Genomic DNA, 15,201 nt, shown 5'->3' with positions numbered 1-15,201 from the left:
CCAGACCACCAAAGGCCCGGGACGGGGTATTACTTGGCACTGACTTTCGGCACGCTGTTGAGTTCTCAAGGAGCGGACGCACACCAACTCGACCCTTCCGGGCTCCGTCAGCAGCGGCTTGTCCTACTGTACGCCCGCAACGGGGGCTCCTACCGGGGCCTCTCCGCTGCCCTCCCGGGCCGTGCGGCGCGCAGAGAGAAAGTTACGTGGCTGTCGGACCCGTGTCAAACCCGGGACGCGGTGACGCCGGACACCGTTCCGGAACCGGCGTGTCACACGCCGTTCACACGGGCGTCGGGCTAGGGCGTCGCCCGCTGCACGCCGGCCACGGACCGCTTGCCGCGCCGCAGCACCAGCCATCCCCCGGGCAGCCACGCGTCCTCCGCGGGGACGGCGTCGGCGTCGGTGACGCGCTCGTTGTTCAGGTAGGCGCCGCCCTCCTTCACCGTGCGCCGGGCCTCGGACAGGCTCCCGACGAGGCCGGTCTGCTGGAGCAGCTGGGCGACGGTCGGCGTCCCGCCGTCGACGGTGACGCTGCCGGCCTCCCGCAGGGCGGCGGCGAGCGTCTCGGGCCCGAGCGCGGCGAGGTCGTCGCGGCCGAACAGCGCCCGCCCGGCTGCCTCGGCCTGGCGCAGCTCCTCTGGTCCGTGCACCAGGGCGGTGAGCTCCTCGGCCAGCGCCCGCTGCGCCGCCCGGGAGGCCGGCCGCTCGGTGCTCTCGGCGACGATCGCGGCCACCTCCTCGGCCGGGCGCTCGGAGAACTGCGGCAGCCAGGTGAGCGCGTCGGCGTCGTCGGCGTTGAGCCAGAACTGGAAGAACGCGTACGGCGAGGTGAGCGACGGGTCCAGCCAGACCGTGCCGCCCTCGCTCTTGCCGAACTTCTGCCCGTCGGACTTGGTGACCAGCTGGGTGGAGAGGGCGTGCACGCCGACCCCCTCCACACGCCGCACCAGGTCGATGCCGGCGGTGAGGTTGCCCCACTGGTCGGAGCCACCGGTCTGCAGCGTCACCCCGTGCCGGCGGTAGAGCTGCAGGAAGTCGTGGGCCTGCAGGATCTGGTAGCTGAACTCGGTGTAGCTGATCCCGGCCTCGGAGTTCAGCCGGGCCGACACCGCCTCCTTGGCGAGCATCCGGCCCACCCGGAAGTGCTTGCCGAGATCGCGCAGCAGGTCGATCGCCGACAGCGGCTCGGTCCAGGTCAGGTTGTCGACGTACACCGGCGCGGGCAGTCCCTCGCGCTCGGCGGGCAGCTCGAGGAACGGCGCGAGCTGCCGGCGGATGCTGTCGACCCAGCCGGCCACGGTCGCGCGGTCGTTGAGCTGGCGCTCCGCCGTGGGCCGGGGGTCGCCGATCAGCCCGGTGGCGCCGCCGACGAGGACGACCGGCCGGTGCCCCGCCCGCTGCAGCGCCCGCAGGACCATGACCTGCACCAGGTGGCCGACGTGCAGGCTGGGTGCCGTGGGGTCGAACCCGCAGTAGTAGGTGACCGGCCCCTCGGCGAGGTGCGCGGACAACGCGGCCTCGTCGGTGGTCTGGGCGATGAGCCCGCGGCGCTTCAGCTCGGGGAGGACGTCGGTCACGGGTTCAATCCTGCCCGGCGCCCCGCGGACGCCGACGTCCGCCCGGGCGGAACGCGCTGACCGACGGCGCCCCGGTCTCCCAGAACCGCCACGGCAGCTCGGTCGCCCGGCTGATCCCGACCCGGGGGCCCGCGGACACCCCGGACGGCGGCTCCCCCGCGTGCAGGCGCACCGGGGAGGCGGGGTCGAGGACGTCGGCGCCGCCGTCGCCCGGCCCGATCGCCAGCGCGGCGGTGAGCCGGGCGGGACCGCGGGCCAGGTCCCGGGGGACACGGGCGGACGGACGGCGGGTCGCGGCCAGCGACTCCCCCACCACGACCTCACCGGCGCGCATCAGCACCGCCGACCCACGCCCGGCCGGGCCGACGACGACGTTCGCGCACCAGTGCACGCCGTAGCTGAAGTACACGTACAGCCGCCCGGGCGGGCCGAACATGATCGCCGCGCGCGGCGTCGGGCCGCGGTGGGCGTGCGAGGCGGGGTCCTCCCCCTCCCCCGAGTACGCCTCCACCTCGGTGAGCCGGACGGCGACGGTGCCCTCGGGCCGGTCGGTGACCACCCAGCAGCCGAGCAGGGCCGGGGCGACCTCGTCGACCGGCCCGAGCAGCTCGTCGGCGGTGAGCAACCGCCCCGGCGAGGTCAGAGCGCGGCCGCCACGGGCGAGCCGGCCGACCAGCGGCCGTGCGCGGCGGCGACGTCCTTCAGCGCCGCGAGCTGGCCGGCGACCCGCTCGGGCGCCGTCCCCCCGCGGGTGCTGCGGGCCTCCAGCGCCCCCCGCACCGACAGCACCGAGCGCACCTCCGGGGTGAGCCGCTCGTCGATGCCGGCGAGCTGGTCGTCGTCGAGCTCGTCGAGCTCGACCCCCGCCTCCTCGCAGAAGGCCACCATCGCGCCGGAGATCTCGTGCGCCGAGCGGAACGGGACGCCGTTGCGCACCAGCCACTCGGCGACGTCGGTGGCCAGCGCGAAGCCCTGCGGGGCGGCGGCCTCGAGCACCTCCGGGCGCAGGGTCAGGGTGGCGACCATCCCGGTGACCGCCGGCAGCAGGAGCAGCAGCTGCTCGAGGGAGTCGAAGACCGGCTCCTTGTCCTCCTGCAGGTCCCGGTCGTAGGCCAGGGGCAGGCCCTTGAGCATGGTCAGCAGGCCGGTGAGGTTGCCGACGAACCGGCCGGACTTGCCGCGCGCGAGCTCGGCGATGTCGGGGTTCTTCTTCTGCGGCATGATCGACGACCCGGTGGCCCAGGCGTCGTCGAGGCGGGCCCAGCCGAACTCGGTGGACGTCCAGAGGACGACCTCCTCCCCCAGCCGGGACAGGTGGACGCCGATCAGCGCGGCGGCGAAGCAGAACTCGGCGGCGAAGTCGCGGTCGCTGACGGCGTCGATCGAGTTGTCGGCGGCCCGGTCGAAGCCGAGCTCCGCGGCGACGGCGTCGGGGTCCAGCGGCAGCGACGAGCCGGCCAGCGCGCCCGAGCCCAGCGGGCTGACGGCGGCGCGGCGGTCCCAGTCCTGCAGCCGGTCGACGTCGCGGGCGACGGCGTGCGCGTGGGCGAGCAGCTGGTGGGCGATGAGCACCGGCTGGGCGTGCTGGAGGTGGGTCATGCCGGGGGCCGGCACGTCCTGGTACCGCTCGGCCAGCCCGAGCAGGGCGTACTCCAGCGAGGAGAGCTCCCCGACCAGGGCCCGGACGTTGTGCCGCAGGTACAGGCGCAGGTCGGTGGCGACCTGGTCGTTGCGGGAGCGGCCGGCGCGCAGCTTCCCGCCGAGGGTGCCGAGCTTGGCGATCAGGCCGCGCTCGAGCGCCTCGTGCACGTCCTCGTCGGCCTCGACCGGGGCGAAGGTGCCGGCGGCGACCTCGGCCGAGAGCTCGGTGAGCGCGCCGAGCATCTGCTCGAGCTCGTCGTCGGCGAGCAGGCCCGCGCGGTGCAGCACCCGGGCGTGCGCGCGGGAGCCGGCCAGGTCGTAGGGGGCCAGCCGCCAGTCGACGTCGGTGGACTTCGACAGCGCCGCCATCGCCGGGGAGGGGCCGCCGCCGAAGCGGCCGCCCCAGAGCCGGGTCTGCGAGGCGGGGGCGGTCGGGTCGGTCACGGGGTCGGTCCTCCGGGGGGCTCAGGGACGGGGGCGTCGTCGGTCAGGTCGCTGTGCAGCTCGGGGTAGACGGCGGGCGTCCGCGCGGCCATGGCGCGCAGCCGCTCGGCCAGCGCCGGGCCGCCGTCGGGGTCGCGGGAGACGACCAGCAGCGTGTCGTCCCCGGCGATGGTGCCCAGCACGTCGGGCAGACCCACCTTGTCCAGCGCGGAGGCGAGGAACTGGGCGGCCCCGGGCGGGGTGCGCAGGACGGCGAGGTTGGCGCTGCCGTCGGCGCTGGTGAGCAGGTCGGCCAGCAGCCGGGTGAGCCGGGCGGGCGCGGCCTGGGCCGGGCGCAGCGGCGCGTTCTCCGGGGGCAGCACGTAGGACGCCGGGGCGCCGTCGGTGCCGCGCAGCTTGACCGCGCCGAGCTCCTCCAGGTCACGGGACAGGGTGGCCTGGGTGACCTCGATGCCGCCGGCCGCCAGCAGCGCCGCCAGCTGGGTCTGCGAGGTGACCGGCTGGGCGGTGATCAGCTCGGCGATGCGCGCCTGGCGGGCCGAGCGGGTCAGCGCCCCGGTCACGCGCGGGCCCCGCTCACCCGGATCGCTCCAGCAGCCACAGCAGCAGCGCCTTCTGCGCGTGCAGCCGGTTCTCCGCCTCGTCCCACACCGCGCTGCGCGGGCCGTCGATCACGTCGGCGGCGATCTCCTTGCCCCGGTAGGCGGGCAGGCAGTGCAGGACGACGACGTCCTCGGCCGCGCGGTCGACCGCCTCCTGGTCCAGGGCGTAGGGCAGGAACGGCGCGACGCGGGCGTCGTACTCGTCCTCCTGGCCCATCGACACCCAGGTGTCGGTGACCAGGACGTCGGCGCCGTCGGCGGCGGCCGCGGCGTCGGCGGTCCACTGCACCGAGCCGCCGGTCCCGGCGGCGATCTCCGCGGCCCGCTTCAGCACGTCGGGCGCCGGCTGGAACTGCTCGGGCGAGCCGATCCGCACGTGCATGCCGGCGGTGGCGCCGCCGAGCAGGTAGGAGTGCGCCATGTTGTTGGCGCCGTCGCCGAGGTAGGTGAGCGACCGGCCCGCGAGCGACCCCTTGCGCTCGATGACCGTCTGCAGGTCGGCGAGGATCTGGCAGGGGTGGAAGTCGTCGGTGAGCGCGTTGACCACCGGCACGCGGCTGGTGGCGGCCATGGTCTCCAGCCGGTCCTGGCCGAAGGTGCGCCACACGATCGCCGACGCCTGCCGGTCGAGCACGCGGGTGGTGTCCTCCACCGGCTCGCCGCGGCCGAGCTGGCTGGCCCCGGCGTCGATGACCAGCGGGTAGCCGCCGAGCTCGGCGACGCCGACGGAGAACGACACCCGGGTGCGGGTGGAGGGCTTGTCGAACAGCACGGCGACCGCGCGGGGCACGCCGTTGGCCGCCCGCAGCGGGGTGGGCGCGGCGTCGGTGTGCCGGGTGCGCTTGAGCTCGGCGGCGAGGGCCAGGACCTCGGCCTGCTCGCCGGGGGTGAGGTCGTCGTCGCGGGTGAGGTGCCGGATCACGAGTCGGTCTCCTGGAGGGCGGCGTCGAGGGCCGCGGGGAGGGCGGCGACGAACGCGTCGACCTGGGCGTCGGTGACGACCAGGGAGGGCGCGAGCCGCAGCACGCCGGGGGCGACGGCGTTGGTGAGGAAGCCGGCGGCGCGCAGCTGCGCCTCCAGCGCGGCGGCGACGGGGGCGGTGAGGACGACGCCGAGCAGCGCGCCCCTCCCCCGCACGCCCGAGACGCCGGCGTGCCCGAGGCCCTCGACGCCGGCGGTGAACCGGTGCTCGAGCTCCTTGGCCCGCTCGAGCAGGCCCTCGTCGCGGACGGTGTCGAGCACGGCGAGTGCGGCGGCGCAGGCGATCGGGTTGCCGCCGAACGTCGAGCCGTGCGAGCCCGCGGTCATGAGCTCGGCGGCGTCGCCGAAGGCGAGCGTGGCGCCCAGCGGCAGCCCGCCGCCGATCGCCTTGGCCAGCGTGACGACGTCGGGCTGCAGGCCGTCGGCCTGGTGGGCGAACCAGTGGCCGGTGCGGCCGGTGCCGGTCTGCACCTCGTCGACAGCGAACAGCGCGCCGGCGTCGGCGGCGGTGCGGGCGGCCGCGGCGAGGTAGCCGGCCGGCGGGGGCTGCACGCCGCCCTCGCCGAGCATCGGCTCCAGCAGGACCATCGCCGTCTGCCCGCCGACCACGCCGTCCAGCGCGGCGGCGTCGCCGTAGGGGACGTACCGGACGCCGCCGGGCAGCGGGGCGAACGCGGCGGCCTTGGACGGCTGGCCGGTGAGCGCCAGCGCGCCCATCGTGCGGCCGTGGAAGGCGCCCTCGGCGGTGACCACCTCGGGCCGCCCGGTGAGCCGGCTGATCTTGAACGCGGCCTCGTTGGCCTCGGCGCCGGAGTTGCAGAAGAACACCCGCCCGGGCCGCCCGGCCAGCTCCAGCAGCCGCTCGGCGAGGGTGACGCCGGGCTCGTGCATCGCCAGGTTGGACACGTGCCCGAGGGTCTGCGCCTGGCGGGTGATCGCCTCGGTGACCCTCGGGTGGGCGTGGCCGAGGATCGTCGTCGCGATGCCGCCGAGCAGGTCGGTGTACTCGCGGCCGTCGACGTCCCGGACGACCGAGCCCTCGCCGCGCGCGAGCGCGACCGGGGGCGTGCGGTAGTTGCCCATCATCACGGCCGACCAGCGGGTGGCCAGCTCCTCCGTGTGGGTCATGCCGGCTCCTCTCCGCTCAGGCTGTGGGCGGGGACGACCATCGTCCCGGTGCCCTCGGTGGTGAACATCTCCAGCAGCAGGGCGTGCGGGGTGCGGCCGTCGACGACGGTCGCCCGCTTCACCCCGCCCTCGACCGCCCGCAGGCAGGCGGCCATCTTCGGGATCATCCCGGCGTCGAGGTCCGGGAGGATCTCCGCGAGCTCGGCGGCGTCGATCTGCTGCACGAGCGAGTCGCGGTCGGGCCAGTCGGCGTAGAGGCCCTCGACGTCGGTGAGGACGACGAGCTTCACCGCGCCCAGCGCCACGGCCAGCGCCGCGGCGGCGGTGTCGGCGTTGACGTTGTGCACCACGCCGTCGCGGTCGGGGGCCACGGTGGCCACCACCGGGATCTTCCCGGCGGCGAGCAGCGCGGTGACCGGCGCCGGGTCGACGGCGGCGACGTCGCCGACCAGGCCGACGTCGACCGGCTCGCCGTCGACGACGGCCGTCGTCCGCTCGGCGGTGAACAGGCCGCCGTCCTCCCCGGACAGGCCGACCGCGAGCGGGCCGTGGCCGTTGATGAGCCCGACGACCTCCGGGCCGACCTGGCCGGTGAGCACCATGCGGACCACCTCGACGGTCTCCGGGGTGGTCACCCGCAGGCCGCCGCGGAACTCGCTGGCGATGCCGAGCCGCGACAGCATCCCGGTGATCTGCGGGCCGCCGCCGTGGACGACGACGGGCAGGATGCCGCAGGTCCGCAGGAACACCATGTCCTCGGCGAAGGCGCGGCGGCAGTCCTCGTCGACCATCGCGTGGCCGCCGTACTTGATCACCACGACGTTGCCGTGGAACTCGCGCAGCCACGGCAGCGCACCGGTGAGGACGGCGACCTTGCGGGCGTCGCCCTCGGGGTCGTAGGTGCGCATCACCCGGGTGGTGCCGATGCGCCGGCGCGGCGGCGGGGGCGTCTCGTCGACCCGGACGTCGGGCGGGCTCGGGTCCTGTGCGGTGCTCATGTGGAGTACGCCGAGTTCTCGTGCACGTAGGCGATGGACAGGTCGTTGGTCCAGATCGTGGCCTGCTCGGTGCCGGCCCGGAGGTCGACGTCGATGGTGACGGCCCGGCCGGTGAGGTCGACGCCCTCGCGCGGGTCGCCGATGGCACCACCGCGGCAGACGGTGACGCCGTTGATCGTCACGTCGACGGCGTCGGGCTCGAAGGCGGCGTCGGTGGTGCCGATGGCGGCGAGCACCCGGCCCCAGTTGGGGTCGTTGCCGAACAGCGCGGTCTTGAGCAGGTTGTTGCGGGCGCAGGCCCGGCCCGCGGTGAGCGCGTCCCGCACGCTGGCCGCGTTGCGCACGGTGATCGCGATGTCCTTGGTGGAGCCCTCGGCGTCGGCGAGCAGCTGCATGGCCAGGTCGGTGGCCGCGGCGGTGAGCGCCTCGGCCACCTCCTCCGCCGACGGCGTGACGCCGCTGGCGCCGTTGGCCATCGCGATCACGGTGTCGTTGGTGGACAGGCAGCCGTCGGAGTCGACCCGCTCGAAGCTCACGCCCGTGGCCCCCGCGAGCGCCTCCTGCAGCACGGCCGGGTCGACGGCGGCGTCGGTGGTGAGGACGACGAGCATCGTGGCCAGGCTCGGCGCGAGCATCCCTGCACCCTTGGCCATGCCGCCGACCGACCAGCCACCTGCGGGGCTGCTGCGCTGCTGCACCGTCGTCTTCGGCACCGAATCGGTGGTCATGATCGCGCGGGCAGCGTCGGGGCCGCCGCCGTCGGACAGCGCCCCCGCGGCGGCGGTGACGCCGGGCAGCAGCCGGTCCATGGGCAGCCGGACGCCGATCAGCCCGGTGGAGGCGACCGCGACGTCGATCGCGCCGATGTCCAGACCAGCGCGGCCGAGCGCGGCGGCGGTGTGCTCGGCGGTGGCGTGGGTGTCGCCGAAGCCCTCGGGCCCGGTGCAGGCGTTGGCGCCGCCGGAGTTGAGGACGACCGCCCGCAGCCGGCCGCCGGAGAGGACCTGCCGGCTCCACAGCACCGGCGCGGCCGGGAAGCGGTTGGTGGTGAAGACGGCGGCCGCGGCGTCCTGCGGGCCGTCGTTGACGACCAGCGCGACGTCGGGGGCGCCGGTGCTCTTGAGCCCGGCGGCGACGCCGGCGGCCCGGAAGCCCTGAGGTGCGGTGACGCTCACGGGGCCACCCCCACCAGCGGGAGGCCCGCGGTCTCGGGCAGGCCCAGGGCGATGTTGGCGCTCTGGATCGCGCCGCCCGCGGTGCCCTTGGTGAGGTTGTCGACGGCGGCGACGACGACCAGCCGGCCGGCGTCGGGGTCGACGGCGACCTGCACCGCGACGGTGTTCGCGCCGAGCACCTGCGAAGTGGTGGGCCACTGCCCCTCGGGCAGCAGGTGCACGAACGGCTCGTCGCCGTAGGCCCGCGCGTAGGCGGCCCGCGCGGCGCCGGCGTCGGTCCCGGGCCGCAGCGGCGCCGAGCAGGTGGCCAGGATGCCCCGGCTCATCGGCACGAGCGTGGGCGTGAAGCTGATCCGGACCGGCTGCCCGGCGGCCGCGCCGAGCGTCTGCGCCATCTCCGGGGTGTGCCGGTGGACGCCGCCGACGCCGTAGGCGCTCACCGAGCCCATGACCTCGCTGCCGAGCAGGTGCGGCTTGGCCGCCTTGCCCGCGCCGGAGGTGCCGGAGGCGGCGACCACGACGACGTCGGGCTCGACGAGGCCCGCGGCCAGCGCCGGGGCCATCGCGAGGGTGACCGACGTCGGGTAGCAGCCGGGGACGGCGATCCGCCGCGCGCCGGCGAGCTTCTCCCGCTGGCCGGGCAGCTCCGGCAGGCCGTAGGGCCAGGAGCCGGAGTGCTCGCCGCCGTACCAGCGGGCCCAGGCCGCCGGGTCCTCGAGCCGGTGGTCGGCGCCGCAGTCGATGACGAGGGTGTCCTGCGGCAGCTGCGCGGCGATGGCGGCGGACTCCCCGTGCGGGAGCGCGAGGACGACGACGTCGTAGCCGGCCAGGTCCGCGGGCGCGCTCGGCCGCACCTCGAGGTCGGCGAAGGGCAGCAGGTGGGGCTGCAGTTCGCCCAGGCGTCGGCCGGCGCTCGAGTTGGCGTGCACCCCGGCCAGCCGGAGGTGCGGGTGCCCGGCCAGCAGCCGGACCACCTCACCGCCCGCGTACCCGGTGGCGCCGGTGACCCCGACCGTCCACGTCTGCCCTGTGTTCACGATGCATGACCATACAGGGGCATGCATGACCTTTCATGGCCGGGGGTCGGCAGGTCCTCCCGAGCGGGGTCGTGCTCTGCCCCGCCTCCGTGGGCAGAGCACGAGCACCGGACGGACGCAGGCTCGTGCTCTGCCCCCTGGGGAGGGGCAGAGCACGAGCGGGCCGGGACCGGGTGTGGCGGGGTCAGGCCAGAGGGTCGGCGTCGCCGTACGGGAGCAGCCGCAGCCGGCGGGCGTCGCCGGCCGGGGTGGTGGCGCGCAGGGCGTCCACGGTGTCGGCCCCGGCGCGCAGGAACCGCCCCGACCAGGCGTCCAGCTCGCCCGCGGCGATCGCCACGACGAGGTCGACGACGTCGGCCGGCCGGGTCCACTCGGTGCGGCCGGCGTGCATCGGCATGGCGCGGGTCATCGCGGTGTCGACGACGCCCGGCGCCAGGTCGAACGCGCGCACCCCGTGCGGCGCGCCGGCCAGCGCGAGGGCCTCGGTGATCCGCATCTGCGCGGACTTGCCGGCTGAGTAGGCGCTGTAGCGCGCGTCGCCGCGGGTGCCCAGGCCGCTGGCGAGCCCGACCACCCGCCCGCCGCCGGCCGCGACCATGCCCGGCAGCACCGCGCGGGCGAGCAGGAACGGCCCGCGCACCTGGCTCTCCACCACCGCCCACCACTGGTCGGGGTCGGCCTCCCACAGCGGCACCTCGGCGGCGTCGACCAGGCCCGCGTTGTTGACCAGCAGGCCGACCGGGCCGAGCTCCGCAGCCACCCGGGCGACGGCGGCGTCCACCGCGGCGGCGGCGGTGACGTCGGCGGGCACGGCCAGCGTCCGGGCCCCGGTGGCCGCGGCGACGTCGTCCATCGCCGCCCGCAGCCGCTCGCCGCCGCGGGCGAGGCCGGCGACGGCGGCGCCGCGGGCGGCCAGCCCCTCGGCGAGGTGCCGGCCGATGCCCGCGGACGCCCCCGTGACGAGCGCGACCAGCCCGGAGAGGTCGGGCCGGGCCGCCATCAGGAGTCGCCGCTGCGCAGCGTGATCCCCTGCATGGCGACGACGGCGAGGATGCCCTCGCGCACCTGGGCCACGTCGGCCGCGGTGAGCGTGCGGTCGGGGGCGCGCAGCACCAGCGAGTACGCCAGCGAGCGGGACCCGGCCGGCACCGGCGGGCCGGAGTACACGTCGAACAGGCGCACCGCCTCGAACAGCTCCCCCGCTCCCCCGCGCACCAGCGACTCGACGTGCGAGGCGGTGATCTCGTCGGGCACGACGAACGCGAGGTCGAGGAACACCGGCGGGAAGGCGGAGATCCGCGGGCCGACGGGCACCGGCCGGGCCGGCAGCGCGTCGACGTCGAGCTCCATCACCGAGGTGCGGGCCGGCAGCTCCAGCGCCGCGCACACCCGCGGGTGCAGCTCGCCGGCGTACCCGACGACGACGTCCTCGTCGCCGGCGCGGACGACCAGCTCCGCGCAGCGGCCCGGGTGCCAGGGCGCCCGCTCGCCGGGGCGGACGAAGAGCTCCACGCCCGCCGCCTCGGCCACCACCCGGGCGGCCTGCACGGCGTCGGCCCAGCCGGCCGGGCGCCCCGGACCCCACCAGCCGCGCGGCTCGCGCTGGCCGGCCAGGACGACGGCGACGTGCCACGGCTGCCCGGGCACCGCGCCGAGCAGCGCGGTGAGCGTCTCGTCGTCGGGACGGGCGTCGACGCCGGGCAGCGGCGCGGGCGCGCGGTCGCCGCCGCGGAACACCGCGCCGTGCTCGAACAGGGCGACGTCGCGCTGGCCGCGGGCCAGGTTGCGGGCGAGCGTGGCGAGCAGGCCCGGCAGCAGCGTGGTGCGCAGCGCCGGCTCCTCCTCCGACAGCGGGTTGCGCACGAGGACCACCGCCCGCCGCTCGTCGTCGGCGTCGAGCCCGAGGGCGTCGAACACCGACGGCGCGAGGAACGGGTAGGCCGGCGCCTCCACGTGGCCCGCCTCGGCCAGCGCCCGCCCGATCGCGCGGCGGCGACGCTGGGTCTCGGTGAGCCCGCGCCCGGGCGGGGCCGTGGGCAGCACCGAGGGGACGTCGTCGTAGCCGGCGAGGCGGACGACCTCCTCGACCAGGTCGGCCGGGTCGGTGAGGTCGGGCCGCCAGGACGGCGGGGTGACGGTGAGGAGCTCCCCGTCGGCCTCCACCGCGCAGCCCACGGCGCCGAGCAGCTCGACCACCTGCGCCGCGGGGTAGGGCACGCCGGAGACCCGGCCGGGCCGGTCGGCGGCCAGCGCGATCGACGGGCGCGGGCGGCGGGTGTCGACGTCGACCGGCGCGCCGACCACCCGGGCGCCGCCGTACTCGGCGAGCAGGGCCGCGGCGCGGGCCAGCGCGACGACGGTCATCTCCGGGTCGACGCCGCGCTCGAACCGGCGGGCCGCCTCGCTGGGCAGCCGGTGCCGTCGGGCGGTGCGGGCCACCCCGGTCGGCTCCCAGTGCGCCGCCTCCAGCAGGACGTTCGTCGTGCCGTCCCCGATCTCGGTGGACGCCCCGCCCATGACCGCGGCCAGCCCGATCGGGCCGGTGTCGTCGGTGATGAGCAGGTCGTCGTCGGACAGCACGCGGTCGGCGCCGTCGAGGGTGGTCAGCCGCTCGCCCTCGCGGGCGCGGCGGACGACGATCGGGCCGGTCACCGCGTCGCGGTCGAAGGCGTGCATCGGCTGGCCGAGCTCGAGCATCACGTAGTTGGTGACGTCGACGGCCAGCGAGATCGACCGGATGCCGGACTGGGCCAGCCGCCGGCGCATCCACCACGGGCTCGGCGCGGTCGGGTCGAGGCCCTCCAGCGCGACCATGGAGAACCGGTCGCAGCGCTCGGCGTCGGCGACGGTGACCTCCCACGCCGGCTCGCCGGACCAGCTCGGGTCCTCGGCCGCGCCCGGGTCGCGCCAGCCGACCGCGAGGCCCGTGCCCATCTCGCGGGCGATGCCGCGCATGGACAGGCAGTAGCCGCGGTCGGGGGTGACGGCGAGCTCGATGACGACGTCGTCGAGGCCGACGACCGCGCGGGCGTCGGCGCCGGGCTCGAAGCCGTCGCCGAGCACGAGGATCCCGGCGTGGTCCTCGCCGATGCCGAGCTCGCGGACCGAGCAGATCATCCCGTCGGAGACGTGGTCGTAGGTCTTCCGGGCGGCGATCTCGAACCCGCCGGGCAGCACCGCGCCGGGCAGCGCGACGACGACGGTGTCGCCCACGGCGAAGTTCCGGGCGCCGCAGACGATGCCGCGCGGCTCCGACTCCCCGACGTCGACCTGGCACCACCGGATCGGCTTCTTGAAGCCCGTGAGCTCCTCGATCCCCAGCACCCGGCCGACCACCAGCGGGCCGGTGACCTCGGCCGGGGTGTGGACGTCCTCGACCTCCAGGCCCAGCCGGACGAAGGCGGCGTCGAGCTCCTCGACGGTCGTCCCGGCGGGGACGTCGACGTACTCGGCCAGCCAGCCGACGGGGACCCGCATCAGAGCTCCACTCCGAACGCCTTGGTGAACCGGACGTCGCCCTCGACGATGTCGCGCATGTCGCCGACACCCGAGCGGAACTGCAGCGCCCGCTCGATGCCGACGCCGAAGGCGAAGCCGCTGAACTCCTCGGGGTCGACCCCGCAGGCCACGAGCACCCGGGGGTTGACCATCCCGCAGCCACCCCACTCGACCCAGCGCGGGCCGTCGCGGTGCTCGGGGAACCAGACGTCGAACTCCGCCGAGGGCTCGGTGAACGGGAAGTAGCTCGGCCGCCAGCGGGTGATCGCCTCCGGGCCGAACAGCGACCGCGCCAGGTGGTCGAGCGTGCCGCGCAGGTGCGCCATGGTCAGGCCGCGGTCGACGGCGAGGCCCTCCACCTGGTGGAACACCGGGGTGTGCGTCGCGTCGAGCTCGTCGGTGCGGTACACCCGCCCGGGCGCGACGACGTACACCGGCGGCGTGCGCGAGAGCAGCGTGCGCGCCTGCACCGGGCTCGTGTGGGTGCGCAGCACCAGCCCGGAGTCCTCCGGCGCGACGAACAGGGTGTCCATCATCGTGCGGGCCGGGTGGTCGCGGCCGATGTTCAGCGCGTCGAAGTTCAGCCACTCGGCCTCGAGCTCGGGGCCCTCGGCGACCTCGTAGCCCATGCCGACGAAGACGTCGGCGATGCGCTCCTGCAGCGTGGTCAGCGGGTGGCGGGCGCCGCGCGGGGCGCGGTCCCAGGGCAGGGTGACGTCGACCCGCTCCTCGGCCAGCACCCGCGCGTCGCGCTCGGCCTCGAGCTCCGCGCGGCGGGCGTCGAAGGCCTCGGTGACGGCGACGCGCGCGGCGTTGACCCGCTTGCCGGCGTCGGCGCGGGCGGCCGGCGGCAGCGCGCCGAGCTCGCGGCGGGCCAGCGGCACGGGCGCCCGGTCACCGAGGTGGGCCGGGCGGGCGGCGGCCAGCGCGTCGAGGTCGCCCGCGGCCGCGAAGGCCTCGTGGGCCGCCGCGACGGCGGCGTCGAGGGCCTCGGCGGAGAGGGCCGCGACCTGCTTGGGGTCGTAGGGGTCGTTGGCGCCGGACACGGGAGGCCATTCTGCCCGGCGTCCCTCCCCCGCCGCGCCCCGGTTCCCGGCCGGACCCGGTCCCCTCCGGCGAGATCTGCACACTCGGGGTGTTCCGGGGCCTGGGAGTCCCGAGTGTGCAGATCCCGCGGAGGAGCCGGCTGCGAGGATCGGGCGGCACCGGGTGGCACCGGACGGGGACGGGACACGGGGAGGCGCACCGGATGGCGACGCTGCTGGCGCTGGCCTCGGCCGTCGTCTACGGGATGGCCGACTTCGCCGGCGGCATGGCCAGCCGGCGGGTGGCCGCGGCCACCGTCGTCGCGCTGTCGCAGGCGGCGGGCCTGCTCACCGTGGCGCTGCTGCTGCCGTGGCTCGGCGGCGACCCGGAGCCGGCCGACCTGCTGTGGGGCGCCGTGGCCGGGATCGCCGGCGGCGCCGGGCTCGTCCTGTTCTACCGGGCGCTGGCCACCGGCGTGATGAGCGTCGTGGCGCCGGTGACCGCGGTGTCGGCCGCCGCGCTGCCCGTGCTCGGCGGGCTGCTCCTCGGCGAGCGGCTGGGGCCGGTGGCGGTCACCGGCATCGTCCTGGCGCTGGTCGCGGTGGTGCTGGTGTCCGCGGAGGGCGGGCTGGCCTCGCTGCGCTCGGCCCGGCTGTCGGCCGTGGCCCCCGCGCTGGCCGCCGGCGCCGGGTTCGGCCTGTTCTTCGTCGTGCTCGACCGCACCGGCGACGACGCCGGGCTCACCCCGCTGGCCGCCGCCCGCGTGGTGTCGGTGCTGCTCGTCGGCGGGCTGGCGCTGGCCGGCGGGTCGGGGCTGCGGGTGCCGCGGCGGGTGCTGCCGGTGGTGCTGCTGGCCGGGGTCGGCGACATGGCGGCCAACGCGCTGTTCCTCGTGGCCACCCAGGCCGGCGGGCAGCTGGCGATCACCGGCGTGCTGGCCTCGCTGTACCCGGTGAGCACGGTGGTGCTGGCGCAGGTGCTGCTGCGCGAGCGGCTGGTCGGCGCCCAGCGGGCCGGCCTGGCGGCCGCGGCCGCGGCCGTCGTCCTCATCGCCCTCCCCTCCTGACCCTCTGGGGGGAGGCCCCGGGACC

13 protein-coding genes are annotated in these 15,201 nt (G+C 76.4%); 1 reads left to right on the top strand and 12 read right to left on the bottom strand.

What is annotated here, in order from left to right; all coding sequences use genetic code 11:
* Positions 1–299: 299 nt before the first annotated feature.
* From tyrS to pheS, 12 genes are all read right to left on the bottom strand, one after another.
* Positions 300–1,580 (bottom strand): tyrosine--tRNA ligase, encoded by a 1,281-nt coding sequence (gene tyrS / locus ACI79X_RS21155; RefSeq protein WP_457027388.1) that lies wholly within the window; start codon positions 1,578–1,580, stop codon positions 300–302.
* Positions 1,581–1,584: 4 nt separating this feature from the next.
* Complete coding sequence (locus tag ACI79X_RS21150) at positions 1,585–2,205, bottom strand: DNA-3-methyladenine glycosylase (protein WP_457027387.1); 621 nt, start codon at positions 2,203–2,205, stop codon at positions 1,585–1,587.
* 14 nt (positions 2,206–2,219) lie between these two features.
* Entirely contained in the window at positions 2,220–3,665 is a 1,446-nt protein-coding gene (gene argH, locus ACI79X_RS21145) for an argininosuccinate lyase (protein ID WP_457027386.1), read from the bottom strand.
* Positions 3,662–4,228 carry an arginine repressor gene (locus ACI79X_RS21140; RefSeq protein WP_457027385.1) on the bottom strand — a complete coding sequence of 189 codons (567 nt, stop codon included), beginning with the start codon at positions 4,226–4,228 and terminating at the stop codon, positions 3,662–3,664. The genes argH and ACI79X_RS21140 overlap by 4 nt, the downstream gene beginning before the upstream one ends.
* Before the next feature lie 13 nt (positions 4,229–4,241).
* Positions 4,242–5,189, bottom strand: a complete 948-nt coding sequence (gene argF / locus ACI79X_RS21135) for an ornithine carbamoyltransferase (RefSeq protein WP_457027384.1) — start codon at positions 5,187–5,189, stop codon at positions 4,242–4,244.
* Positions 5,186–6,376: an acetylornithine transaminase gene (locus ACI79X_RS21130; RefSeq protein ID WP_457027383.1), complete on the bottom strand. Its 1,191-nt coding sequence runs from the start codon at positions 6,374–6,376 to the stop codon at positions 5,186–5,188. Before ACI79X_RS21130 ends, argF begins: the two co-directional genes overlap by 4 nt.
* Positions 6,373–7,374: an acetylglutamate kinase gene (argB, locus tag ACI79X_RS21125; protein ID WP_457027382.1), complete on the bottom strand. Its 1,002-nt coding sequence runs from the start codon at positions 7,372–7,374 to the stop codon at positions 6,373–6,375. The genes ACI79X_RS21130 and argB overlap by 4 nt, the downstream gene beginning before the upstream one ends.
* On the bottom strand, positions 7,371–8,549 hold the full coding sequence (gene argJ / locus ACI79X_RS21120; RefSeq protein WP_457027381.1) for a bifunctional glutamate N-acetyltransferase/amino-acid acetyltransferase ArgJ: 1,179 nt from the start codon (positions 8,547–8,549) through the stop codon (positions 7,371–7,373). The genes argB and argJ overlap by 4 nt, the downstream gene beginning before the upstream one ends.
* Entirely contained in the window at positions 8,546–9,586 is a 1,041-nt protein-coding gene (gene argC, locus ACI79X_RS21115; protein ID WP_457027380.1) for an N-acetyl-gamma-glutamyl-phosphate reductase, read from the bottom strand. Before argC ends, argJ begins: the two co-directional genes overlap by 4 nt.
* A gap of 184 nt (positions 9,587–9,770) precedes the next feature.
* Positions 9,771–10,586: an SDR family NAD(P)-dependent oxidoreductase gene (locus ACI79X_RS21110; RefSeq protein ID WP_457027379.1), complete on the bottom strand. Its 816-nt coding sequence runs from the start codon at positions 10,584–10,586 to the stop codon at positions 9,771–9,773.
* Positions 10,586–13,063 (bottom strand): phenylalanine--tRNA ligase subunit beta, encoded by a 2,478-nt coding sequence (gene pheT / locus ACI79X_RS21105; protein WP_457027378.1) that lies wholly within the window; start codon positions 13,061–13,063, stop codon positions 10,586–10,588. The genes ACI79X_RS21110 and pheT overlap by 1 nt, the downstream gene beginning before the upstream one ends.
* The gene (gene pheS / locus ACI79X_RS21100) at positions 13,063–14,130 is read right to left on the bottom strand and encodes a phenylalanine--tRNA ligase subunit alpha (protein ID WP_457027377.1); all 1,068 of its coding nucleotides are present in this window, start codon (positions 14,128–14,130) and stop codon (positions 13,063–13,065) included. Before pheS ends, pheT begins: the two co-directional genes overlap by 1 nt.
* A 203-nt stretch (positions 14,131–14,333) precedes the next feature.
* On the opposite strand from pheS, the gene ACI79X_RS21095 reads away from it, so the two are divergent.
* Positions 14,334–15,176 (top strand): EamA family transporter, encoded by an 843-nt coding sequence (locus tag ACI79X_RS21095; RefSeq protein WP_457027376.1) that lies wholly within the window; start codon positions 14,334–14,336, stop codon positions 15,174–15,176.
* Positions 15,177–15,201 lie beyond the last annotated feature (25 nt).

This window comes from Geodermatophilus sp. SYSU D01119, assembly GCF_054049975.1.
The sequence above is the reverse complement of the archived record's forward strand: the minus strand, read 5'-3'. Positions and strand labels throughout refer to the sequence as shown.